We start from the raw sequence: 24368 nt of genomic DNA on the forward strand, positions 1-24368 counted from the left end.
TTATGGCTAAGAAGTGGTACGTCCTGCATACCTATTCCGGGTACGAAAACAAGGTGAAGCAGACCCTCGAAAGCCGTGTCGAGATGATGGGCCTCGAGGATAGCATCGTCGATATACAGATCCCGACCGAGATGGTTACCGAAATCAAAGAAGGCGGCCGTCGCGTCGAGAGCGAAAAGAAGGTATTCCCGGGCTACGTGCTGGTCCGCATGGAGATGAACAACCAGAACTGGTCGGTCGTTCGCAACACTCCCGGCGTCACCGGTTTCGTTGGCGGACAAGGCGAACCTGAACCGCTGACCCGCGAGGAATACAACAAGATCATGAAGCGCACCTCCGTTAAGGCGGGCGCTCCGAAGAAGACCTCCACTTCGCTTGAAGTGGGGCAGTCCGTGAAGGTCACCAGCGGCCCCTTGGCCGATTTCGACGGCACCGTTTCCGAAGTGTCGCCCGAAGCCGGCAAGGTGAAGGTCCTGGTTTCGATCTTCGGCCGCGAGACCCCCGTCGAGCTTTCGTTCGACCAGGTAGCTCGCATTTAACTGGTAATCAGTCCTATGTGCCTCAGTGGACAGGGCTTCTCGCATAGGTAACTGATCATAACTGGAACCTACAAGGTAAGGAACACGTAACAATGGCTGAGAAGAAAGTAACTGGCTTCATTAAGTTGCAGATTCCTGGCGGCAACGCAACCCCGGCTCCTCCGGTTGGTCCCGCGTTGGGCGCTCAGGGCGTCAACATCATGCAGTTCGTTCAGGCTTTCAATGCCGAGACTGCAGACAAGAAGGGCACCATCATCCCCGTCGAGATTACCGTCTACGAGGACAAGTCCTTCACCTTCATTTGCAAGACCCCTCCTGCAGCTGTGCTGATCAAGCAGGCTCTGGGTATCGAGCATGCCAGCGGCATCCCGCAGCTCAAGTTCGTCGGCACCCTGTCCGAGGATCAGCTGCGTCAGATCGCCGAGACCAAGATGCCCGACCTGAACGCGAACGACATCGATGCCGCCATGAACATCATCGCTGGCACCGCTCGTTCCATGGGCGTCCGTGTTGAAGGCCGCGAGATGAAGAAGACCTACGTCCCGTCTCGTAAGGTCGCCGAAATGCTGAAGAACTCGTAAGAGTCGCTTTAACGTAGTGGAAGGGCGAGAAGCGCCCGCCAACACCACGAAAGGAATTCATTCATGAAGAAGACCAAGAATCAGAAGGCAGCTGCCGAGAAGATCGAAGCCGGCAAGCTGTATGCACCCATCGAGGCTGCAACCCTCCTGAAGGAAGTTTCCTCCGCGAAGTTCGATGAGACGGTTGAAGTCCACTTCCGCCTCGGTATCGACACTCGTAAAGCCGACCAGCAGCTCCGTGGCATGGTTGCCCTGCCCAACGGCTCTGGCAAGCAGGTCCGCGTCGCCGTCTTCGCCGAAGGCGCCGCTGCTGAAGCCGCAGAGGCTGCCGGTGCAGACATCGTCGGTTCTGACGATCTCGTTGCCGACATCCAGGCCGGCAAGATCGACTTCGACGCTGCTGTAGCAACGCCGAACATGATGTCCAAGGTTGGCCGTCTCGGTAAGATCCTCGGCCCCCGCGGCCTGATGCCGAACCCCAAGCTCGGCACCGTGACCCCGGACGTCGCCAAGGCGATCGCCGACCTCAAGGGCGGCAAAGTCGAGTACCGTGCCGACCGTTACGGCATCGCCCATGTCATCCTCGGCAAGGTGAGCTTCACCCCTGAGATGATCGCTCAGAACTACGGCGCTGTGTATGATGAGATCGCTCGCATGAAGCCGGCCTCTGCTAAGGGCCGCTACATGAAGTCCATCACGCTCAGCTCCACGATGGGCCCTGGCATCCCCGTTGATCCTGCTGTCAACCGCATGTTCGACAAGGCTGCTGAATAACACCTTACCTCTTAGCATAACGGAGACCCGCCTCGGCGGGTCTCTTTTGTTTTACCCGGGCTGTGCTAGAATGGCCGCGTTCGTACCTAAGGAAGTGAATCTATGGCTGTTATATTGAAAAGCCTTGCTGAGATCGAGGCCATGAAAGAAGCAGGCAGGCTGTCCGCAAAGGTGCTGCGCATAGTAGGCGCGGCCGCAAAGCCCGGCGTATCCACTTTGGAGCTTGACCGGCTCGCCGAAGAAGTCATCAGGGCGGAAGGCGGCATTCCCGCCTTCAAGGGGTACGGAGGTTTCCCCGGAAGCATCTGCGCCTCTGTCAACGATACCATCGTCCATGGCATCCCCAGTGCGAAGACCATCCTTCGCGACGGCGACATCATCTCAATCGATACAGGAGCAACCGTAGACGGTTGGGTGGGGGACAACGCCTGGACCTATCCCGTGGGCCGCATCTCCGAGGAGAAGAAGAAGCTGCTGCAGGTGACCGAGCAATGCATGTGGGAGGGCATAGCCGCGGCACGCCCTGGCAACCGCCTCGGCGACATCGGGCATGCGGTCCAGTCCCTTGCGGAATCGCATATGTACGGCGTAGTCCGCGAATACGTCGGCCACGGCATCGGGCGCGTCATGCATGAAGACCCGAACGTTCCCAACTATGGTCGCCGCCATTGGGGAATCACGTTGGAGCCTGGTCTGGTCATCGCCATCGAGCCCATGATCAACATGGGCACCCGCAAAACGAAACCCATGAACGACGGGTGGACGGTGAAGACCCGCGACGGAAAGCCCAGCGCCCATTTCGAGAAGACCATTGCCGTAACGCAGGACGGTCCCATCTTGATAACGGTGGAGGAGGACCACCGCCGCCCTGTAGACGACTAGACGCCTATGAAAAACGGCCGCTGCGAGCGGCCGTTTTCTTTTTGATTCTATTCGCCCTGAATCTAGCGGCGGAAAAGCCTTCCGGTGATTCTTCCGGTAAGCCGGCTTATCATGGCGGATTCGGGCATCTTCAACTTGATGGCCAGGCCGTAGGTTGTAAACAGCGCTACCAGTCCGCCGACGACGATCATGATGAACGCGTGCGCAATCGAGCCGTCCAGCATGATTTCCGCATTCGGAGCACCGGATCCTCCGATGTCCGCAGGCGCAGGCGCACCGCCACCGAACAGGTAATGCAGCGCCACCAGAACGACGGCGCCTGCCGCTGCGCCGGCAAGACCGATGGCCAGCGATTTGACGCCTGTGCTGATGACGTTGCGGTAGCCGATGGCGCCGAAATGCCTGCGCAGCTGCACGAAGCACAGCACGTCGACGATGGCGAAATACACGGTCTCACTCAACGCTATGCCCGCCATGCCCATAGCGCCGCCCTTGAATACGAGGTGCGTGCCGAAAACGAGCGTGAAGGCGATTTGAGCTACGGCCGCAATGACGATGACGGCAACGTATTCCCTCATGCGACGCAGCGCCGAAAATACGCGCTGCATGTAGGACTGCACGCCGTAAAGTGGAAGCGATATAGAGAACACCGCCAAGTACAGCGCGATGGACAGGATGTTGTCGGTGGTGAAGGCGCCGATGTGGTAAAGCGTCACCAGCGGGATGGAGAAGACGATCAGGTACAGCGCGAAGGGAACCATGAAGAACAGGATTTGCGACGTGCCTGAAACAATGCTACGTTTGAAGCCCTCCATGTTGTCCTTCGCGAACATCTCGGAGATCTCCGTGAACAGCGCCGTGGTGATGGGGACGGTCAAAAAGGCGTAGGGCAGGTTGTACCACAGGCGCGCGTACGTGATGATGGACGGACCGTTTCCGACCACGTCGTAGGCGGCCGCGTTCTTGATGGACACGATGAGGAAGCCGATGGCCGTGGCGATGATGGTGGGCACGCCGATGGACAGCGTCTCCATAAGGGCCGGGTCTTTCAAGTCGATGCGGAACCTGAGCTTGATGCCGTTCTTTTTCAGGGCCGGGATCTGAATGGCCATCTGCACGAAGATGCCAAGGGGGTTGCCGATGCCCAGGATGACGTTCGCCAGATGGGGGTCATGGGGCGCCACCATGGCATACAACACGAACGTAGCGGTGACCACCACGTTGTTCAGGATGGGAGCGGCGCTGTACCAGATATAGTCGCGGGATGCGTTGAGCAGGCCGCTGACGATGGCCGATACGCCGTAGAACAGGATTTGTATGGAGAAGAACCTGAAGAAGAATACTGCGTCGTGCATGTTCTTCTGGTCGCTCAAGAAGCTCTGCGTGAAAATGAGCTGCGGAGCGAAAAGCACGCACAGAAGCGCGATGATTCCTAAGAATATGCAGGTCAGGCTTAGGATGTTGCTGGCGTACTCGTTACCTCGTTCGGCTCCGAGCTTCTGCTTGACGGACATGTAGACCGGCAGGAACGCCGTGGTCAAGATGCCGGCCAAAACCATCTCGTACAGCATCTCCGGCAGGTTGTTGGCCACCTGGTAAGAGCTGGCCAGGACGGTTGCGCCCAAGGCATACGCCATGGCCCAGGTGCGGACGAATCCAGTGATGCGCGACACGATGATGAAGAAGCTCATCATCGCCGCGGATTTTCCTACCTGCTCGCCGACGCCCGTTTCCTGCTCGGGCTCGGCGGACAAAGGTGCATCGGCATCGTCTGCGTTTCTATCCTGTAAGGATTTCTCCCGTGGGTTCATCATCATCTTTCGGTTTGGGTATAATGCATTAATTATGTGCATGATAGCGCGTGCATGAGTGGAATGAAACGAGGCTCTATGAACATCCTGATTATCCGCAACAGCGCAAATCCGGCGGCATTCGACGCATCGATGCTGCTGTGCGCCTATCTCGACTCTCAGGGCATTTCACACCGGGAAACGGAAACCATGCCGCTTTCTATGGAGTCGGTGCAGGACGTCACCACCGAATTGGACATCCCGTCTTTCGACATGGTCGTGTCCTTGGGCGGCGATGGCACCATGCTGCATTCGGCTCGCCTGGTGGGCAAGCATCGCGTGCCCATCCTGGGCATCAACTTCGGCCATCTGGGATTCTTGGTCAACTCTTCCGAGGACGGCGTCGTTCCTATCGTGGCGGCGGCTCTGGCGGGGGACGTCGTTCGTGAAGAGCGCGCCAACCTGCATATCGACCTGATTAACTACGACGACGAGGTCATCGCAAGCCGGTTCGCCCTCAACGAGCTGGCCGTCACCCGCGGGGAGCTGGGCCGGGTTATCGATTTCGACATCCGCATCTCCGGCGATTACGTCATGGCCATGCGCGGTGACGGCCTGGTGGTGTCTACCGCCACGGGTTCCACCGGCTATGCCCTTTCCGCCGGCGGGCCTTTGGTGTCGCCTCTCTTCAAGGGGCTGATCGTGGTTCCGCTGGCACCGCATACGCTTCTGTCCCGCACCATCCTGACGGATTCCAGCGACATCGTCGAAATCGATCTGGAGCGCAATTCCGAAACCCGCGAGGCAAGCCTCTTCGTGGACGGCGAGCTCATCGTTCCCGACGAGCGCATCAAGCGCGTCCTGGTGCGCAAATCGAACAATCCCACCGTCGTCCTTCGCTACAAGAGCAAGGGCTTCTACAGCGCCATCTCCAATACGTTCTTCAAGGTTGGGTATTAACACGTAGGAAGGATTCGCAATGGCCAAGCACATCTTTGTAACGGGCGGCGTGGTCTCTTCGCTTGGCAAGGGGATAACCGCAGCATCGCTGGGACACCTTCTGAAAGCTCGTGGCTTCAAGGTCACCATGCAGAAGATGGACCCGTACCTCAACGTCGATCCCGGCACCATGAGCCCGTTTCAGCACGGCGAGGTGTTCGTCACCGACGACGGTCAGGAAACCGACCTCGACCTGGGCCATTACGAGCGCTTCATCGATGAGAGCCTGACCCGTGACTCCAACTTCACCCAGGGCTCCATCTATCAGGGCCTCATCTCGAAAGAACGCCGTGGCGACTTTTTGGGCGGTACCGTGCAGGTCATTCCCCATGTGACCAACGCCATCAAGGAGCGCATGCGCCGCATCGCCGACCAGACCCGCGCCGACATCGTCATCTCCGAGATTGGCGGCACCATCGGCGACATCGAAGGCCAGCCCTTCATCGAGGCTGCCCGCCAGTTCAAGAAGGACATGCCCGACGGCGACGTCATCTTCGTGCATTGCACCTTGGTGCCTTACATTGCCGCCGCCCACGAGGTGAAGACAAAGCCTACGCAGCATAGCGTGAAGGAGCTCCGCTCCATGGGCGTCCAGCCCGACTTCATCGTGTGCCGCTCCGACCACGCCATTACCACGGGCGTCCGCGAGAAGATAGCGCTGTTCTGCGACGTGCCTACCGAAAACGTCCTGTCCTGCATCGATGCGCCGAGCATCTACTCGGTGCCTTTGTCCCTGTACGACCAAGAATTCGATACCAAGGTGCTGGACGCTTTGGGCCTGCCTCATTACGAAATCAACCTGGAACCGCTGAGGGCATTCCTAAGCGCTCAGGACAACTGCGAGAAGGATGTGGACATCGCCATCGTCGGCAAGTACGTCAGCCTGCCCGATGCGTACCTGTCCATCATGGAAGCCCTGCGCCACGCCGGCGTCGCCAATTCGGCGCTGGTTCATCTGCATCTTGTCGACGCCGAGAAGGTGACTGAACAGACCGCCCCCGAGCTGCTGGGCGGCATGAGCGGCATCCTGGTTCCGGGCGGCTTCGGGCAGCGCGCCTTCGAAGGAAAGATTGCAGCGATCAACTACGCCCGCACCAACAACGTGCCCTTCCTGGGCATCTGTCTGGGCCTGCAGGCCGCCATCTGCGAATACGCCCGCAACGTGGCGGGGCTCGCCGGGGCGACGTCCGCGGAGTTCGACGAGAACGCCGAGCACCAGGTGGTTGCCATGATGCCTGATCAAGTCGATGTTGACGACAAGGGCGGCACCATGCGACTGGGCGCGTACCCCTGCAAGCTCATCAAGGGGACCAAGGCCTACGAAGCCTACGGCGAAGAGGTCGTCTACGAGCGCCATCGCCATCGCTACGAAGTGTCGAACGTGTACCGCGATGTGTTGACCGAGGCCGGTCTGGTCATTTCGGGCGTGTCCCCCGACAACCGTCTGGTCGAGATGATCGAGCTTCCTGGCCATCCGTGGTTCGTGGCCAGCCAGGGCCACCCCGAGTTCAAAAGCCGCCCGACCCGTCCGCATCCGCTGTTCATGGCGTTTGTCAAGGCGTCCCTCGACCGGCAGGCCGAAGATTAAGGCCTAAGACCTATATGGCTCGGGCATCTAAAAAGAGGACATTGGACGAAGGGAGCGCTGCAGTCGCTCCCTTTCTTCCCGACCGCAACGATTATCTGGCCTATTTGTCCGTCGAGCGCGGTTCCTCGTCGTTGACGGTGGGTTCCTACGCGACCGACCTGAACGACTACATCTCCTTTTTGGGGGAGCGGGGCGTGCCCGACAGCGCCGCCATCACCCGCGACGATGTGGTGGCCTACGAATACGACCTGCGCCGCCGCGGCTATGCTGACTCCAGCATCGAACGGCATCTGTCGGCGCTCAAGGGCTTCCATCGGTTTTTGGTGGGAGAGGGTGTGACGAAGGGCAACCCCGCAGACCTGGTGTCGCTTCCCAAAGTCCCCGACCGCCTTCCGGACGTGCTGTCCGTATCCGAAGTGAACGAGCTGTTGGACCAGCCGTTCAAGGATGGTCCTTTGGGTCTGCGCGACCAGGCCGCATTGGAGCTGCTGTACGGATGCGGCCTGAGGGCGAGCGAGCTCATATCCCTCGACCTGGGAGATGTGTTCTTCGCCGAAGGCATCCTTCGGGTCATGGGCAAGGGGTCCCGCGAGCGCATCGTGCCCATTGGCGGCAGCGCGCAGCGGGTTCTTCTGGATTATCTGGAAAACGGCCGTCCCAAGCTGGCCAAACCCTCGAAAACCGACGGCGCCGTCATACTGAACGCCCGAGGTGGAAGGCTTTCCCGCCAGGCATTGCACACGATCGTGCGTACGGCCGGCGCGACCATCGGGCGACCCGACCTGCATCCCCATACGCTGCGGCATTCGTTCGCCACCCACATGCTGGAGGGCGGGGCGGACCTGCGAACCATCCAAGAGATTCTGGGGCATTCCGACATCTCCACCACGCAGATTTACGTGCATGTGGACCGTTCCCACATCCGCGAAGAGTATCTGGCGGCCCATCCTCGCGCCCATCTGAAGGCTTAGCCCGCCTACGTAGGAGCCTCCTTCGGTGTGTTGCGCGTTGTTTCGGGGGCCATTCATGGGATGGTCTCCCACCACGGCCGCATTGCGAATATTTCTGTCACATTTTCTCCCATTTTCTTTGGCCCACCATTCACGGTGGGTCTTTTTCTGTCTGGCACAACATCTAGTGCGGACCATGGATAAAACCGGACTTCCAATCCATATGAGGTGTGCCGGTGGGGGACGATACAGAGGCGATTTGTCTCAAAATGTTGCGAAATGTCATGAAGTGGGATAGAATGTTCGCCATCGGAACGGGAGTACTGTCTGCGAAGGAAGGGGGAAGCCCAATGGCCGCCTTGTTCGGCGAGTATCGCCACAAGATCGATGCCAAAGGCCGCATTTCTCTTCCCGCTGCATTCCGTAAGGCCCTGACCGAGGACACCCAGTTGGTCACCGTCCCCGACAAGACGCAGGGTTCCCTGTCGATCTACACCGTCGAGACCTACGAGGCATGGGTTGCCATGCTGTTCGAGAAGCGCGGCGGGTACGATCCCAGCAACCGCGACCACGTGCTTCTGAGGAAGAAGCTGAACTCGATCGCCACGCCCGGTTATCTGGACAGCGCGTATCGAATCAGCGTCTCTCCGAAGAACCGTGAGCTCGCCGGCTTGGACAAGGACGTCGTCCTCATCGGCGACACCGACCATTTTGAAATCTGGGATGCAAAGCGTTGGGATGACTTCTCTGAAGACATCGACCTCGATTCGTTGATGTTCTCGTAATGAACGAATCCCGAGACGTGAGCACGATGACAAACGAATATCGGCATACACCGGTCCTGCTCGCCGAGTGCCTCGAACACTTACACCTTCAAACACAGCACACGTTCGTGGATTCCACGCTCGGCGGTGCAGGACACTCTTATGAAGCGGCAAAGCTTCTTGGACCCGACTCCCTTCTCATCGGCATCGACCAGGACCAGATGGCTCTGGATGCGGCGCGCAAGCGCCTCGAGACCCTGGGGGAGGATGCGGCTCCGAAGCTGAAGCTCCTTCGCGGCAATTTCGGAAACCTTGACGATTTGCTGGTTGAGGCGTGTGTCCCGGGAATCGATGCGATTCTGTTCGACCTGGGAGTTTCGTCGCCTCAGATTGATTTTGTGTCAAGGGGGTTTTCCTTCAAGGAGGATGCTCCTCTCGATATGCGGATGGATCCGGGGAACCAAACCATAAACGCAGCAGAGCTCATCAACACCTTAAACGAACAAGAGCTCACCCGGATCATCTACGAAAACTCCGATGAGCGGTGGGCCAGCCGGATCGCGAGCTTTATCGTGGCAGCTCGCGAGACGGCTCCCATCGAGACGTCGGGCCAGCTTGTCGACATCATCAAGGCGGCCATCCCGGCGTCGGCCCGACGCGCGGGCGGGCATCCCGCGAAGCGCACGTTCCAAGCGTTGCGCATCGAGGTGAACTCCGAGCTGACGGTGCTCAAGAGTGGTTTGGAGGCGGCCATCCGTTGGTTGAATCCAGGCGGCAGGGTGGCGGTCATCAGCTACCACTCCCTTGAGGACCGAATCGTCAAGAACATGTTCGCGGAGCATTCGAGGACGTGCACATGCCCGCCGGAACTTCCGGTGTGCGTATGCGGTGCAAAGCCGGTACTCAAAGTCATCACACGCAAGCCCATCCTCCCGACGGAGGAGGAGATTGCGAACAATCCGCGCGCACGCAGTGCGAAGCTGCGCGTGGCTGAGAAGTTGTAATTCTGCGGCGCCGAGTTTAGGAAGGAGACGCCCATGGGTCGTTATGACGACATGTATGCCTATCGTGGAACATCTCGCGTGTATCGCGGCGACTACCTGTATGGTGCGGCCGCTCCCTCCCGTAACTCCGGGGCTCCCGCAACCGATCCCGAGATCGGTTATATTCCTGGTACGCGGTCCAATCCCGACGTAAGCGTTCTGCCCAGCAGCATCATCGGCATGATGCGCCTTATCGCCATCGTGGCGGTGGCCCTTGCCATCATCTGCTGCGCGCGTGTGGCGCTGACCGCCGGCAGCATCAACGTTGCCATCGAGACCAGTGCCACCAATGCGCAGATTGAAGAGGCCCGTTCGGTTGGGGACGACCTCGAGGTTCAGCAGAGCCGTCTGGCCAATGCGACCATCATCCGTTCCCAGGCTTCGCGCCTCGGAATGGCGGCCCCCGAATCCACCATGGTCATCAACCTGAGTGACGACGTGGTCGTCACCGACGCACAAGGCAACCTCTCGCTTTCTGGCAGCCTGACGGCCATCGCGGCCGAAGGCTAGCAGCGCGGGGCGGTTGTACGATGCCGACCATTCCTGGTTCCCGCACGCTATCGGGCAGAGTCCTCATCATATTCGTCGCTTTCCTTATCGCCGCGCTTGCGCTCGTCGGTAGGTTGGCGTATCTGCAGCTCATCAAAGCACCCGAATACGCTTCGATGGCCGAATCCAGCCGAACCGTCAACGTGACCATACCTGCGAAGCGCGGCACAATCTACGACCGCAACGGCAACGTGCTGGCCACCAGCGTCGATGCGACGACCATCTACTGCGATCCCACCATGGTGGACGATCCGCGCGAGATGGCCGACGCCCTGGCCGAATGCCTGGGCGGCAAATCCGACGACTACCTGGCCCTCATCACGCAGGACACCACGTTCGTGTACGTGAAGCGCAAGGCCGACGTGAACAAGGCCGAGAGTCTTAAGGAAAAGGGCCTTTCCGGCCTGTATTTCCTGCCGGATTCCCGTCGCGTGTACCCGTACGGCAGTTCCGCCGGCCAAATCGTCGGCGCGTCGAACATCGACGACGTGGGCATCACGGGACTCGAGCTGTACTACGACGACATCCTGTCGGGCGTGCCGGGCAAGATGGTGTATGAGCAGTCGGCCACGGGCATTCCCATTCCCAATGCGACCGTCGTGGAGCGCGACGCCGCCGACGGCCAGGACATCATCATCTCCATCGATATCGACATGCAGATCTATATGGAGGAGCGCCTGTCCCAGGGCGTCGCCGACATGGGCGGCTCTGACGGCACGGCTGTGCTGATGGATGCTGCAACCGGCGAAATCTACGCCATCGCCTCCACTCCGTACTTCAATCCGGGAGACCTGAGCGAAGTGGAGGACGGCGCCACGTCCATCAAAGCCATCACGTCCGGTTTGGAACCCGGCTCCATTTTCAAGACCGTGTCGGCAACGGCCATTCTCGAGAACGGGAAGATGACTCCCGACACCGAGGTGTTCTGCCCGGCGTATCTGGCCGTCGATGAGTATTACATCGAGGACATGCACGAACGCGGCGACATGACCATGACGTTCCGCGATATCATCCGCGATTCGTCCAACGTCGGCATTTCGCTGTCCGTCGACGAGTATCTGGGTTACGACAAGCTGTATGACAAGATTCTGGAGTATGGCTTGCATAGCGCGACGGGCGTCGATTACCCCGGCGAGGAAGTCGGCTTCCTGAGCGATTATTCGGAATGGTCCATGACCCAGGCGTACAACATCTCCTTCGGTCAGGGCATCACCTGCACGCCGCTGCAGATGACGCGGTTCTACGGCGCCTTGCGTAACGACGGCGTGGCTGTGACGCCGCACTTCCTGGTGTCCCTGCCTCAGTCGGGCGAAACGCCGGAATACGAGACCGAACAGATCATTCAGAACACCGAGGCCGTGCCGACCATGGTCGACATGCTTCAGACGGTCGTTGAGGAAGGCACGGGCGTGGACGCCCAGATGGAAGGCTTTACGGTTGTTGGCAAGACGGGTACGGCCGAATTCGCTCTCGAGACCGGCGGGTATTCCACCACCATGTCGAACCGCGACTTCGTCGGGTTCCTTCCGAACTCGACCTCCTCGTTGGTTTGTTATGTGGGCGTCGACCATGTGCCTGTGACGGGCGCGGTCACGCCGATCTTTAGGGATATAATGACGTTCGCCGTTGACCAATACCGAATAGCAGAACAGTAATTTCCGACCGCCTGCGGGCGGTCGTGCTGACGTAGTGAGGACTCGCATGAGATTTAACGCTGAACAGATATGCCGTGCCACGGGCGGGGCGATGCTGGTGGAACAGACCGGCGAAGTGTGCGATCTTACGGGACTGAGCTGGGATTCTCGCACCGTTCAACCCGGGTATGTCTACGCCGCCCTGCCTGGGCAGCGCGTGGACGGCCACGACTTCCTTCCTCAGGCGTTTTCTGCGGGCGCAGCATTGGCATTGGTCAGCCGCGATCTGACGGAATCAGAGTCGGAGGCGGCCCGTGCGGCGCATGCCGCCGTCGTCAAGGTTGACGATGTGGCCCGGGCGATTTCCGATTTGGCTGCGGCCTGGCGCGATGTGCTGAAGGCCGAGATCGTAGGCGTGACCGGATCGGTGGGCAAGACCACCACCCGCAGCCTCATCTACGGGGTGCTGGCGTCGGCCTTCGAAGCCGACTGCACGAAAGGCAACTTCAACAACGAGCTGGGCATGCCCTACACGCTGCTGCAGACGGAGCCGTCCTGCGAGGTGCTGGTGCTGGAAATGGGTATGGACGGCCTGGGGCAGATCGCCGATCTGGCCCGCATCGCCCGTCCGAAGTACGGCGTCATCACCAACGTGGGCGTGTCCCACTTGGAGCGCCTGGGCACCCGCGACAACATCGCCCGCGCTAAGGCGGAAATGGTGGAGGGTCTGCCCGATGGGGAAGGCGTGGCCTTCCTGCAGGCCGACGGCGAATATACGGATTTCATCATCGAGCATGCCCGCGCCGTCGAGCGCGGCATCCGCATCGTTCGCTTCGACGGAACCGCCGAGAACTCCGATGTATACGCCACGGACATCGCCGTGGACGACCAGGGCCGTCCGTCTTTCACGCTCAACGCCCGGGGCGAATCCGCGTCCTGCACGCTTTCCGTCCGCGGCGTCCACAATGTGACCAACGCCTGCGCCGCAGCTGCGGTGGGGCTTGAGTTTGGCATCGCGCTTGACCAGGTGGCTGCTGCGCTTTCCGGCGTAGAGCCCGAATCGGGGCGCCAGGCCCTCAAGCGTTCGAGCCGCGGCTTCCTCGTATTCGACGACGCCTACAACGCCAGCCCCGAAAGCATGGCCGCCGCGTTGAATGTGCTCGCGTCGTTTTCTGCTTCAGGCAGGCGCATCGCCGTGCTTGGGGACATGGGCGAGCTGGGATCGGCCGAGGTCGAAGGGCATATCAATACCGGAAAGGCTGCCGCGCAGGCTGGCATCGACATGCTGGTGTGTGTGGGGGCTATGTCGCGATACATCGCTGACGCTGCCCGCAAGGGCGGTATGGCGGTAAAATCGGTTATCGAAGTTGCCGATGCCGATGCCGCAGCGACCACGGTGCTCGACATTGCGCAGCCCGGGGATGTGGTGCTGGTCAAAGCGTCGCATTTCATGGGGCTCGATCGTGTTGTTGAAAGGGTTGTTTCCTGATGTTCATGACAGCGTATCCGACATTCCAGGTTTTCCTGGGATTCATAATCGCGGCAGGCTTGACCATGCTTTTCATGCATCCGTGGATCAAACTGCTGAAAAGCACCCATATCGGGCAGCAGGTCCGCGCCGACGGTCCCCAGAGCCATCTGGTGAAGCAGGGCACCCCCACCATGGGCGGCGTGGTCATGCTCATCGCGGTCGTCATCGCCATCGTGCTGGTGGCGCCGCTTAAGTTCGGCACCATCGTCACGCTGCTGGCAACGGTTCTCACCGGCGCCTTGGGCCTGTTCGACGATGCGTCCAAGGTCATCCACGAGCGCTCGCTGGGCCTGACGCCCAAGGGAAAGCTTCTGGGCCAGTTCGCCATTGCCACGGCATTCACGCTGATCGTGGTCAACTACTGCGACATCGACCCCCACATCGCCATACCGTTTCTGCCCGCCATCGACCTGGGGGTGCTGACCACCACCATCGGCGGGTTCCAGATTCCGTGGCTGTACGTCATCTTCTGCAACGTGCTGCTGGCTGGCCTGAGCAACGCCGTCAACCTGACCGACGGCCTTGACGGCCTTGCTGCGGGCACGGTCATGGTCACCATGCTGGTCATGGCCGCCATCGCCTACCATGAGGACATCCTTGCGCTGTCCGTGTTCGGCGCCACCATCGCCGGCGCATGCATCGGCTTCCTTTGGTTCAACTCCTACCCGGCGGACATCTTCATGGGCGACACGGGCTCGCTGGCTTTGGGAACCGCCCTGGGCTGCATCGCCATCATGACGAAGACCGAAGTGTACTCGCTGGTCATCGGCGGTCTTTTTGTGGCTGAGGCCCTGTCGGTCATGCTGCAGGTGGTCCACTACAAACGCACGAAGAAACGCCTGTTCCTAATGGCGCCGCTCCACCATCACTTCGAGAAGAAGGGCTGGAGCGAAACCAAGGTGGTCATCCGTTTCTGGATCGTTTCCGGCGTGCTGGCGGGCATCGGCTTCGTGCTGTACTTCGCGCAGACGCTGGTAGGGTAGGGCCGGGCTTTCGCCTGAGGCCCTTCGGTAAAGGAATCGACGGAGCGCCGCCCGCAAGGCGCGGGGCTCCGTTTTCGAGTCGTGTTCATGTTTCGGGCATGTGCACGACTGTCGGTTGTTAAGGAAAGAGGTTCGCCATGGACGCTGGATACATCGACGGCTGCAAGGCTGCACCTGTACACATCGGCAACGTGCTGGTGCTCGGCCTGGGCAAGAGCGGACGTGCTGTAAGCGAATACTGCTTGGGACTTATCGGCACGCGAATCGACAACCTGGTCATCGCGGCGGGCGAGCAAAACGAATCCGCCGCTACGTTCGCCCGCGAGTGCGAACGTCGTGGCGCCACGGTCGTGTTCGACACCTACGTGTTCGAGGGATCCTACGACCTGTGCATCGCGAGCCCCGGCATCTCCCAGTTCTCCCGTTTCTACGAGAACGCTGCGGCATGCTCCGCCGAGGTCATCAGCGAGGTTGAGTTCGCATGGCGCGAAAGTCGCTCCGAATCCGTATGGATCGCCATCACCGGAACCAACGGCAAGACCACCACGACCACGTTGACCTATGAGATTCTGAAGGCCGCAGGGCTGCCCGTGGCGGCCGTAGGCAACATCGGCAACACCTGCATCGAGGCCGTGGCGGAAGACCAGGCGACGTATTACGTGGCCGAGGTGAGCTCCTTCCAGCTGGCGTCCATGAGCAAATTCGCTCCCGACGTGGCGGTTCTGCTCAACATCACGCCTGATCACCTGTACTGGCACATGACTTTCGAAGCTTACGTGGACGCGAAGAAGAGCGTCTATTCCCGTATGAAGCAGGGCGTCGTGGTGATCGACGCAGTCAACGACATCGCCCGCAGCTGCGTCAAAGAGTTCAAGAACGACCCCGACCGCGGCTTCTCCTACATCCCCATCGGCTGTGCGGCCGGCCTCGACCACAGCATGGCCGAGGCGTGCGGATCCGAGAACGCGGCGTACATGCGCGGCGACGACCTGCTCATTAAGCGCGGCGACGAGGTCATAGACCTGCTGAACTTCAAAGAGCTGAACATCAAGGGCGGACACAACGCATCCAACGCGCTGGCCGCCGCATGCGCGGCCCTGTCCGTGGGCGTCTCGGTTCCCGATGTGCGCCGTGCGCTGCGCGCGTTCAAGCCGCTGGAGCATCGCATGGAACCCTGCGGATCCATCGACGGCGTGAATTTCATCAACGACTCCAAAGCGACCAACGTCGACGCGACCTTGAAGGCCCTGGACTCCTTCGAGTCGGGCAAGGCCGTGTTCCTGCTGGGCGGCCACGACAAGGGAACCGACCTGGCGGAACTGGCCGCGAAGGCGGCTGCGAACTGCAAGGCGGTCGTCTGCTTCGGCGCCGCCGGCAAGCGCTTCTACAACGCGTTCGATGACATGAAGGATGCGAAGGTCAAGCGCCTGCTTACCGATCATATGGAAGACGCCTTGGACGCCGCCATCTCCATCTGCGAGCCCGGCGATTCCGTGGTCCTTTCTCCCGCTTGCGCGTCGTTCGACGAGTTCGACTCGTTCGAACACCGCGGCAGGGTGTTCAAGCACCTGGTCGCCTTCCGCGCCTACTCCAAGAAAGGCGAGTAGGCGCCCATGGCCATGAGCTCTGAAACAACCGGTACCGCCTCCAGGGTGAGCGAGGCCCGCGATGTCCGCATGCAGGCGGACGCGCGTGGCGTGCCCGCCAGCATCATGATGCCCAGGCTCATGCTCATCGTAACCACCTTGTGTTTGGTGCTGTTCGGTCTGGTCATGGTGTTTTCCGCCTCAACGGTCCAGCAGATCGCCAGCGGCTCGAGCATCCTGTCCTCCGTGGGCAAGCAGGCCGTCTGGGTTTTGGCCGGTGCCCTCGGGGCCTATGGTCTGGCACGCTTCGTCCCGTACCAGGTGTGGGAAGGGCGGTGGTCCAACGTCGTCTGGGTGGGCGCCTGCCTGCTGCTGCTGGCGGTGGCGGCCTTCGGCACCGAAATCTACGGCGCGAAACGCTGGCTCTATATCGGCGGCATGAGCATGCAGCCGTCCGAGTTCGCCAAGATCGCCTTCGTGCTTATGGCGGCCAAGATGATGCAGAAGCTGGACGAGGGAACCCTTCGCGGCGGACATCTTGTGGCATTCATCATCATTGTGTTCATGATTCCTATTGCCGTTCTGCTGAAGACCCAATCCGACCTGGGAACGACCCTCATCATCCTGCTGGGCGTCATCGCGGTGCTTTGGCTGGCGGAGATTCCGCTTGCGTTGATCGTAGGCGGTGTTGCGCTCGTCGGGGTCCTCGGCGTCCTGGCTATTGCCTTGGGCGGATTCCGATCGGCCCGTATCCAGGTGTGGCTCAACCCTTGGAACGACGGCAGCGACGGATTCGGCACAGGATTCCAAATCATCCGATCCATGTACGCGTTCGCGTCCGGCGGATTGACCGGCGTGGGCTTGGGCTACTCCCACGAGAAGTACCTATATCTTCCCATGGCCGATTCCGACTTCATCTTCTCGGTGGTGGGTGAGGAGCTTGGTCTGCTCGGCTGCGTCGCACTGATAGTGTTGTTCCTGCTGTTCCTGTTTGCAGGTCTGGCCATCGCTCACAAGGCCCCCGACATGTTCGGGCGCACGTTGGCGGGAGGCATGACCGTCATGCTGGTTGGCCAGGCGTTTTTGAACATGTCCTGCGCCTGCGGCCTGCTGCCCACCACGGGCAAGCCGCTGCCGTTCGTTTCGTCGGGCGGTTCGTCCATGCTCGCATCCATGATCATGGTCGGCTACATCCTGTCGGTTTCGTTCGGCTCCAATACGCTGACCACATATGAGAAACGTCGAAACGACCTGCGCGTGGTGTCTGCCAAGCCGGCGCGCGAATCGCAGCCGACCCGCCGCAGGGTGCAGAAGGACCCGGCAGACATCGGTGGTGTGAGCTGGGACAGCTTCAGCCGCCGACGGACGAATGCAGGTTCCGACCTGCCGCTGGCATCGGGGCGTTCAACCAATGGCAGATCTTCTGAATCATCAACATCAAGCGGCTCACGAAGGAGGCGCTCATGAAAATAATCCTTTCAGGTGGCGGCACCGCCGGTCACATCAATCCGGCACTGGCGTTGGCCGAGGTCTTGAAGTCCCAAGGTCACGAGGTGTTCTTCGCCGGCACGCCCAACGGTGTGGAGGCTCGGCTCGTGGGCAAGACGGACATTCCGTTCACGCCCTTCGAGGCAGCCGGCTTCGACCGCGAGAAGCCGTGGACCCTCGTCACGTCCTCGCTCAAGATCCTGGGCTCGATTGGCAAGGCCAAAAAATGGATGCGCTCCATCCGCCCCGATGCCGTTGTGGGTTTCGGCGGATACGTTTCCATCCCCGTCGGCACGGCAGCATCTCAACTGGGCATTCCGCTTGTGGTGCACGAGCAGAACTCCGTCATGGGTATGGCCAACAAGTTCCTGGGCAAGCGCGCCAAGGCGGTCGCGCTCACCTACGATGTTGCCGCCAAGGATGTGGAAGACAGGTCCAAGGTGGTCGTGACGGGCAACCCCGTGCGTTCGTCCATGCTTTCGGCCACCCGCGAAGAGGGGCGCGCAATGCTGAACGTGCCCGAGGACGCCTTGATGCTGCTGGTTTTCGGCGGCAGCCTGGGTGCGAAGCACATCAACGAGCGCATCTGCTCTCTTAAGGACGACCTGCTGGGCCGTGACAACCTGTATGTGGTGCACATCGCGGGTCCGAAGCAGTACGACGCTTGCCGCGAGCTGCTGAACCTGACCGACGAAGAGGCCAAGCGCTGGATCCTCATCCCGTATCAGGACCGCATGGCGGAAACGCTTGCTGCAACCGACTGCATCGTGTCCCGTGCAGGCGCAACCTCGCTGGCCGAGATTTCGGCGCTGCGCATCCCGTCGCTTCTGGTCCCGTTCCCGTTCGCGGCCGAAGACCACCAAACCACCAACGCCAAGTCCTACGTGGAATGCGGTGCTGCGTACATGATCGCCGACGCCGACCTGGATTCCCAGGACTTCGTCGACAAGCTGCATTCGCTTATAGACGACCCGGCCGTCCGCGCATCCATGGCGCAGGCAGCCGCTGAACTGAAAACCGAAGACGCCTCTGCCAATTTGGCGGAGGTTGTCATACGTGCTGCTCAGGCCCGATAGACGCACGTACAATACCCGACGGTCACTATCCAGCAAGGGGGAATGACTTCATGGCCGAACATACTAAAACCATCCATTTCGTCGGTGTCGGCGGAGTGGGGATGAGCGGTATCGCCCGCATCGCTGCCGACTTCGGCATGAAGGTCAGCGGCTCCGATATGGCTTCTTCCGCATACACGAAGCAGCTCGAGGACATGGGCATCAAGGTGTTCGTCGGGCACGACGCCGCCAACGTGCCTGAAAACTGCGATGTGGTTGTGGCGTCGACCGCAATTCCGGACACCAATCCCGAAATCGTGGCGGCCCGCGAACGCGGCATCGAGGTGTGGCAGCGCGCCCATATGCTGGCCGAATTGGGACGCGGCCTGAAAACCCTGGCCGCTGCAGGCACCCACGGCAAGACCACCACGTCGTCCATGCTGGCGACCGCCATCGATGCGCTGGGGCTCGACCCTACCTTCGTCGTCGGCGGCATGGTGGATGCGTACAAGACCAACGCTAAATCCGGTACGGGCGAATACTACGTGGTCGAAGCCGACGAATCCGACGGGTCGTTCCTGAACCTGTCGCCGTACGTGGCGCTGGTCACCAATGTGGAGCCCGACCACCTCGACCATTACACCGGCGGCATCGACGAGATCCGCGACACGTTCGCGAAGTTCATGTCCTCGGTGCCTGACGAAGGCGCCTGCGTGGTGTTCGGCGACGACCCCGAGCTGGTTCGCATTGCCCGGGCAAGTGCCAAGCGCGTGTACACCTACGGCCTTGGCGAGGGCAACGACATCGTCGTGTCCGGATATTCCACCAAGGGCATTTCCAGCACTTTCGACCTGAGCATGCCCGACGGCTCCAACGTCACGTGCACGTTGAAGAAGAACCCTGGCCTGCACAACGCGCTCAACGCCGCAGGCATCCTGGGCGTGGTGTTCGCGCTGGGCCTCGATGTGGCCGCCGCCGCAGAGGGCATCGCCGATTACACGGGCGTCCGTCGCAGGTTCGACCTGGTGGGTGAGGCAGCAGGCGTGACCGTTGTCGATGACTACGCCCATCACCCCACCGAGATCAAGGCGACGTTGTCCGCGGCTGCGGGCTTGGATTTCAAGCGGGTGTTCGCGCTGTTCCAGCCCCATCGCTACAGCCGTACGGCTTCTTTGACCGATGAGTTCGGCAAGGCCTTCGCAGATGCCGACGTGCTGCGCATCATGGACGTCTATCCGGCAGGGGAGGCTCCCATCGAAGGCGTGTCCGGCAAGCTGATCGCCGACGCGGTCGAGGCCTTCGGCGCTCCGACCGATGTGGCATACCTGCCAGACAAGGACGAGGCTGCGGCGCGCGTGCTTGAGGAGCTTCAGCCGGGCGACATCCTGTTTACCATGGGTGCAGGTGACGTGACCAAGCTGGGTCCCGCCATCGTCGAAGAGCTCAAGCGCCGCGAAGAGGCTTAGGGCCTGTGACGCGCAACGCAATCCGGCTGATGGGCGAGGATTTCGAGGGCGAGGTCCTCGAGAACGAGCCTCTCAGCCGCCACACCACATATCGGATCGGCGGCCCCGCGCGCCTGTATGCGCGGGTCGAGTCGCTGCATGCCCTCATAGCGTTTTCCGAATACTGTGTCGAGCAGGGGATTCCCTGGTTCGTGCTGGGCCGTGGGAGCAACCTGCTGGTCAGCGACGCGGGGTTTCCGGGTGCCGTCATAGTGCTCGGCCAGGGCTTTTCCTCCTGTTCCTACGACGATGCGGCCCACGTCTTCACAGCGGGTGCGTCGTGCCCGCTGTCGCGGGTGGTCCACATGGCCTACGAGCGCGGGCGTGCCGGTATGGAATTCGCGGTGGGTACCCCAGGGAGCGTGGGCGGAGCGCTGCGCATGAACGCTGGAAGCCGGCACGAATACATCGGAAGCCGGGTCCTTTCAGTCACCTCCTACCGCCCTGGCGAAGGCCTTGTGCGGCATCGGGCTGCGGATATCGAATGGGGATACCGTGAAAGCACGTTGCCGAATGACGAAATCATGCTTGAATGTGAGCTGTCTTCTTTCGACGGCGATCCAGAGATGATCCGTGCGAGAATGGACAATGCGATGTCGCTTCGCCGCAAGACCCAGCCGCTCGCCGCACCATCCTGCGGCAGCGTGTTCAAGAATCCGAAGGGTGATTCGGTGGGGCGCCTGATCGAGAACGTCGGATTGAAGGGTGCGCGCTGTGGTGGAGCCCAGATATCCGACCTGCATGCGAATTTTATCGTGAACTGCGGCGATGCTCGGGCGGATGATGTGCTGACGCTCATGCATCGCGTACAGGACGCCGTGGCCGAAGCTTACGGCATAGAGCTTGAACCGGAGGTCCGCTTCCTTGGTTTCGCGTAGGAACTCGACATACGGCCAGCGCGGCTCGTCCACGTCCACCCGGTCTTCCAGGTCGGGTGCGTCGCGCACGTCCTCGAACCGTCCGGTACGGTCGAGCGCGTCGCGCACCGGCAGCGTCGGTTCCACCCGCAGGTCTGGGTCTGCCCGGACGCCCCAGCGCACGGGTTCCACCCCTCGGGTGACCTCGGTCCGCGTCGGAGATGTGGCGCGCGAGAACCGTTCGGTCCGCGCCCAGCGTGCCTACAGGTCCTATCTGTCCCGCGTGATTGCCGTGCTTGCGGTGCTCTTCGCGCTGGCGATCGCCGGGGTGGCGGTGTATTCTTCGAACCTCTTCGCTATCGAGGAGGTTACCGTCGAAGGCGTGCAGCACCTCACAGGCGAAGAAATGGCCCAGCTGGCCGCCGTTCCTTCAGGCACCACGCTGCTGCGTGTCGACGCGCAGGCCATTGAGGAGAACCTTCTTCGCGACGCATGGATCGAAAGCGTCACGGTCGACCGCGACTTCCCCCATACGTTGAACCTGGTTGTTACGGAGCGGCAGGTGGGAGCCACCGTGGTCATCAGCACCGAAGAGGGCGCCTCGTCTGAGCTTTGGGCCATCTCCCAGGACGGCATCTGGCTGTGCCCCATTCCCGATCCGGATTCCGAGGCGGCCCAGACCATCAGCCCGCAGATCTACAAGGATGCCGAACAGGCGCTCAGAGTGTCCGGCGTCGCATACGGCGTGACGCCCGAGGTGGGCACCGTCTGCTCCGACGAGAGCATCAACAATGCCCTCAATATTGTCACCAACATGACCACCGAGCTGAAAGACCAGGTGAAAGAGGTATCGGCGGAGGCCCCCGAAAGCGCCACGCTCATGCTGGACTCCAATGTCGAAATCGCCTTCGGGGCTGCCGAGGACATCCGCGACAAAGAGCGCATCTGCCTTCAGATACTCGAGGAGAACCCGGGCAAGGTGGCCTACATCAACGTCCGTGTGGTCTCAAGCCCTACGTGGCGCGCCGCATAGCCCTGCCGATGGGGCAGGTACCTGCAGGTATATATGAATCTTTGGAGCTTAACTGGGACACTTTGCCCTGCTCTCGCTTGCATTGTCGTTATCTTCGTGTAAAGTGGTTCTGTCACGCATGTTCTTTTGAACGGCATGTCAAAATGCAGTTGAAACAGAGAGAACGCAGCCGAAAAACATAGCACTTCTGGAGGAAGACAATGTCTAACAATATTGGTTCGGATCGTTTGGCAGTCATCAAGGTCGTCGGTGTCGGCGGCGGCGGCACCAACGCCGTCAACCGCATGGTCGAAGCCGGCATCAAGGGTGTCGAATTCATCGCCATCAATACCGACCGTCAGGCCCTCAGGCTCTCCAACGCCGACAAGACCATCCACATCGGCGAAGAGCTGACCCGTGGTCTGGGCGCTGGCGCCAATCCTGAAATCGGCGCACAGGCCGCCGAAGAGTCCCGCGCCGAAATCATCGACGCGCTGGCCGAAGCGGACATGGTCTTCGTCACCGCCGGTGAAGGCGGCGGCACCGGTACCGGCGCTGCCCCCGTGGTCGCCGAGATCGCCCATGAGGAAATCGGCGCTCTGACCGTCGGCATCGTCACCAAGCCCTTCGGCTTCGAAGGCCGTCTGCGCCGCAACCAGGCTGAGCAGGGCTGCGATCTGCTTTCCCAGAAGGTCGATACCCTCATCGTCATCCCCAACGACCGCCTGCTGGAGGTCGTTGACAAGAAGACGTCCATGATCGACGCCTTCCGTCTGGCTGACGACACCCTGCGCCAGGGCATCCAGGGCGTCACCGACCTGATCACCATCCCCGGCCTGATCAACCTCGACTTCGCGGACATCCGCACTGTCATGAAGGATGCCGGCACCGCCATGATGGGCATCGGCTTCGGCGTGGGCGAGAATCGCGCAATCGACGCCGCCACCCAGGCCATCAACTCCAACCTGCTGGAAACCTCCATCCAGGGTGCCAGCCGCGTCCTGTTCTCCATCGCCGGCGGCCCCGACCTCACTCTTGCCGAGATCGACGCTGCAGCCCGCGCGCTGGAGTCCGTGGTCTCCGAGGATGCCAACATCATCTACGGCCAGATCGTCGACGAGTCCCTGGGCGACCAGATCCGCATCACCATCATCGCGACGGGCTTTGCCCGCGGCACTCAGTCCGCTATGGACTTCGACGCTGCTCGCAACGACCTGTTCGCTTCCACGGCACCTGCCGCACCGAAGCGCGAGACCTTTACGGCCAACGCAAGCCACCCCACCTCTCCGGTGGCCGCGGCTTCCGCATCGTCCCGCGTGACCGATGAGGAGTACATTCCCGACTTCCTGCGTCGCCGCTAGGACACTTCCTTACCGGCATGCGCATGCCTGATCGCATACCGCCGTCGACCCTCGAACTGCCCTATCCGAGCATGTCCGAGGGTCGACGTGTGTCTATTTCCTTTTATACCGACGAGGCCCTGTTCGAAGCCTGTGGCGTTCGCATGGCGTTCACCGAGCGTTTCGGGGGTGTAAGCGAAGGGCCTTATGAATCGCTTGACCTGGGCACGGCCGCCGCGGGGCTCTGCGATGCGCCTGAGCGAACGGCCGAGAACCGCTCCGTTGCCGCGCGTGCGTTGGGTGCCCAGGGCATGCCCCTCATCGTGCCGAACCAAGTCCATAAAGACACGGTTGTCGTCTGCGGCGATATCAGCGAGGTGTCGGACGTGCAGAAGGCGGCAGACGGTGGCGCCGATGCCGTCGTCGTGACGTGTTCCGGTGTGGCGGCAATGCTTCGCTTCGCGGATTGCGTCCCGGTCGTCGTGGTCTCTCCAACAGGGGCGTTCGCCGTCGTGCACGCAGGTTGGCGAGGCGTCGTGGCCCGCATCGTCGAAAAGGCAATCTGTTCCCTTGCCGAAAAGGATGGAGCGTCCGTTTTCTCGTACAATGCATATATCGGACCGCATATACGCCCTTGCTGCTTCCAGGTGGGGGAGGATGTAGCCCTTACGTTCTCCCGCGAATTCGGTGCCGAGGTTGTGGGAGACGACCGCCACGTGGATATGGTCGCGGCCCTCACCCAAAGCATGACGCGCGTAGGGATGAACCCCGACCGCATCGCCGATTTGGGCGTCTGCACGGTTGAGGACGAGAGGTTCTTCTCGTACCGCCGCTCGGGTGGAGATTGCGGCCGCCACGGAGCCATGGCGTTCCGGATTTAGACCGGCAGCCTGATTGATCAAAGGATGTGAACTGAGC

At 61.0% G+C, this 24368-nt stretch carries 22 protein-coding genes; 21 read left to right on the top strand and 1 reads right to left on the bottom strand.

Going from position 1 to position 24368, the window contains the following annotated elements; translation table 11 throughout:
• Positions 1–2 precede the first annotated feature (2 nt).
• The 4 genes from nusG to map all read left to right on the top strand — a co-directional run bounded on the left by nusG (position 3) and on the right by map (position 2776).
• On the top strand, positions 3–539 hold the full coding sequence (nusG, locus tag SHEL_RS04255; RefSeq protein ID WP_012798020.1) for a transcription termination/antitermination protein NusG: 537 nt from the start codon (positions 3–5) through the stop codon (positions 537–539).
• Positions 540–631: 92 nt separating this feature from the next.
• Entirely contained in the window at positions 632–1120 is a 489-nt protein-coding gene (rplK, locus tag SHEL_RS04260; protein ID WP_012798021.1) for a 50S ribosomal protein L11, read from the top strand.
• Between the two features lie 63 nt (positions 1121–1183).
• Positions 1184–1894 carry a 50S ribosomal protein L1 gene (gene rplA, locus SHEL_RS04265; protein WP_012798022.1) on the top strand — a complete coding sequence of 237 codons (711 nt, stop codon included), beginning with the start codon at positions 1184–1186 and terminating at the stop codon, positions 1892–1894.
• Positions 1895–1996: 102 nt separating this feature from the next.
• On the top strand, positions 1997–2776 hold the full coding sequence (map, locus tag SHEL_RS04270; protein ID WP_012798023.1) for a type I methionyl aminopeptidase: 780 nt from the start codon (positions 1997–1999) through the stop codon (positions 2774–2776).
• Between the two features lie 62 nt (positions 2777–2838).
• Here the strand turns inward: map and murJ are convergent, their stop codons facing one another.
• Positions 2839–4587, bottom strand: coding sequence for a murein biosynthesis integral membrane protein MurJ (gene murJ / locus SHEL_RS04275; RefSeq protein ID WP_126513749.1), 1749 nt, complete (start codon positions 4585–4587; stop codon positions 2839–2841).
• Between the two features lie 78 nt (positions 4588–4665).
• On the opposite strand from murJ, the gene SHEL_RS04280 reads away from it, so the two are divergent.
• The 17 genes from SHEL_RS04280 (at position 4666) to SHEL_RS04360 (ending at position 24331) form a co-directional block, all read left to right on the top strand.
• Positions 4666–5526, top strand: coding sequence for an NAD(+)/NADH kinase (locus tag SHEL_RS04280; protein WP_012798025.1), 861 nt, complete (start codon positions 4666–4668; stop codon positions 5524–5526).
• Between the two features lie 19 nt (positions 5527–5545).
• The gene (locus tag SHEL_RS04285; RefSeq protein WP_012798026.1) at positions 5546–7153 is read left to right on the top strand and encodes a CTP synthase; all 1608 of its coding nucleotides are present in this window, start codon (positions 5546–5548) and stop codon (positions 7151–7153) included.
• 41 nt (positions 7154–7194) lie between these two features.
• Positions 7195–8124: a site-specific tyrosine recombinase gene (locus tag SHEL_RS04290; protein ID WP_012798027.1), complete on the top strand. Its 930-nt coding sequence runs from the start codon at positions 7195–7197 to the stop codon at positions 8122–8124.
• A 329-nt stretch (positions 8125–8453) separates the two neighbouring features.
• Positions 8454–8888, top strand: coding sequence for a division/cell wall cluster transcriptional repressor MraZ (locus SHEL_RS04295; RefSeq protein ID WP_012798028.1), 435 nt, complete (start codon positions 8454–8456; stop codon positions 8886–8888).
• A 26-nt stretch (positions 8889–8914) separates the two neighbouring features.
• Positions 8915–9871: a 16S rRNA (cytosine(1402)-N(4))-methyltransferase RsmH gene (gene rsmH / locus SHEL_RS04300; protein WP_012798029.1), complete on the top strand. Its 957-nt coding sequence runs from the start codon at positions 8915–8917 to the stop codon at positions 9869–9871.
• Positions 9872–9904: 33 nt separating this feature from the next.
• Positions 9905–10420 carry a hypothetical protein gene (locus SHEL_RS04305; RefSeq protein WP_012798030.1) on the top strand — a complete coding sequence of 172 codons (516 nt, stop codon included), beginning with the start codon at positions 9905–9907 and terminating at the stop codon, positions 10418–10420.
• Positions 10421–10440: 20 nt separating this feature from the next.
• Complete coding sequence (locus SHEL_RS04310) at positions 10441–12114, top strand: peptidoglycan D,D-transpeptidase FtsI family protein (protein WP_012798031.1); 1674 nt, start codon at positions 10441–10443, stop codon at positions 12112–12114.
• Between the two features lie 46 nt (positions 12115–12160).
• Positions 12161–13582 carry a UDP-N-acetylmuramoyl-tripeptide--D-alanyl-D-alanine ligase gene (locus SHEL_RS04315; RefSeq protein WP_050749526.1) on the top strand — a complete coding sequence of 474 codons (1422 nt, stop codon included), beginning with the start codon at positions 12161–12163 and terminating at the stop codon, positions 13580–13582.
• Complete coding sequence (gene mraY / locus SHEL_RS04320; RefSeq protein ID WP_012798033.1) at positions 13582–14607, top strand: phospho-N-acetylmuramoyl-pentapeptide-transferase; 1026 nt, start codon at positions 13582–13584, stop codon at positions 14605–14607. Before SHEL_RS04315 ends, mraY begins: the two co-directional genes overlap by 1 nt.
• A gap of 137 nt (positions 14608–14744) precedes the next feature.
• Positions 14745–16214: a UDP-N-acetylmuramoyl-L-alanine--D-glutamate ligase gene (gene murD / locus SHEL_RS04325; RefSeq protein ID WP_012798034.1), complete on the top strand. Its 1470-nt coding sequence runs from the start codon at positions 14745–14747 to the stop codon at positions 16212–16214.
• Between the two features lie 12 nt (positions 16215–16226).
• Positions 16227–17660, top strand: coding sequence for an FtsW/RodA/SpoVE family cell cycle protein (locus SHEL_RS04330; protein WP_126513750.1), 1434 nt, complete (start codon positions 16227–16229; stop codon positions 17658–17660).
• Positions 17657–18757, top strand: coding sequence for an undecaprenyldiphospho-muramoylpentapeptide beta-N-acetylglucosaminyltransferase (murG, locus tag SHEL_RS04335; RefSeq protein WP_012798036.1), 1101 nt, complete (start codon positions 17657–17659; stop codon positions 18755–18757). The genes SHEL_RS04330 and murG overlap by 4 nt, the downstream gene beginning before the upstream one ends.
• 50 nt (positions 18758–18807) lie before the next feature.
• Entirely contained in the window at positions 18808–20202 is a 1395-nt protein-coding gene (gene murC, locus SHEL_RS04340; RefSeq protein WP_012798037.1) for a UDP-N-acetylmuramate--L-alanine ligase, read from the top strand.
• A 5-nt stretch (positions 20203–20207) separates the two neighbouring features.
• The gene (gene murB / locus SHEL_RS04345; RefSeq protein WP_012798038.1) at positions 20208–21119 is read left to right on the top strand and encodes a UDP-N-acetylmuramate dehydrogenase; all 912 of its coding nucleotides are present in this window, start codon (positions 20208–20210) and stop codon (positions 21117–21119) included.
• The gene (locus SHEL_RS04350; protein ID WP_232001628.1) at positions 21106–22131 is read left to right on the top strand and encodes a cell division protein FtsQ/DivIB; all 1026 of its coding nucleotides are present in this window, start codon (positions 21106–21108) and stop codon (positions 22129–22131) included. The genes murB and SHEL_RS04350 overlap by 14 nt, the downstream gene beginning before the upstream one ends.
• Positions 22132–22331: 200 nt before the next feature.
• A complete protein-coding gene (gene ftsZ, locus SHEL_RS04355; RefSeq protein WP_012798040.1) occupies positions 22332–23471 on the top strand; it encodes a cell division protein FtsZ in 1140 nt (379 codons plus the stop codon).
• A gap of 89 nt (positions 23472–23560) precedes the next feature.
• Complete coding sequence (locus SHEL_RS04360; RefSeq protein WP_169304499.1) at positions 23561–24331, top strand: purine nucleoside phosphorylase YfiH/LACC1 family protein; 771 nt, start codon at positions 23561–23563, stop codon at positions 24329–24331.
• The last annotated feature ends 37 nt before the right edge of the window (positions 24332–24368 follow it).

The sequence above is a fragment of the Slackia heliotrinireducens DSM 20476 genome, from assembly GCF_000023885.1.
Classification (GTDB): Bacteria; Actinomycetota; Coriobacteriia; order Coriobacteriales; family Eggerthellaceae; genus Slackia; species Slackia heliotrinireducens.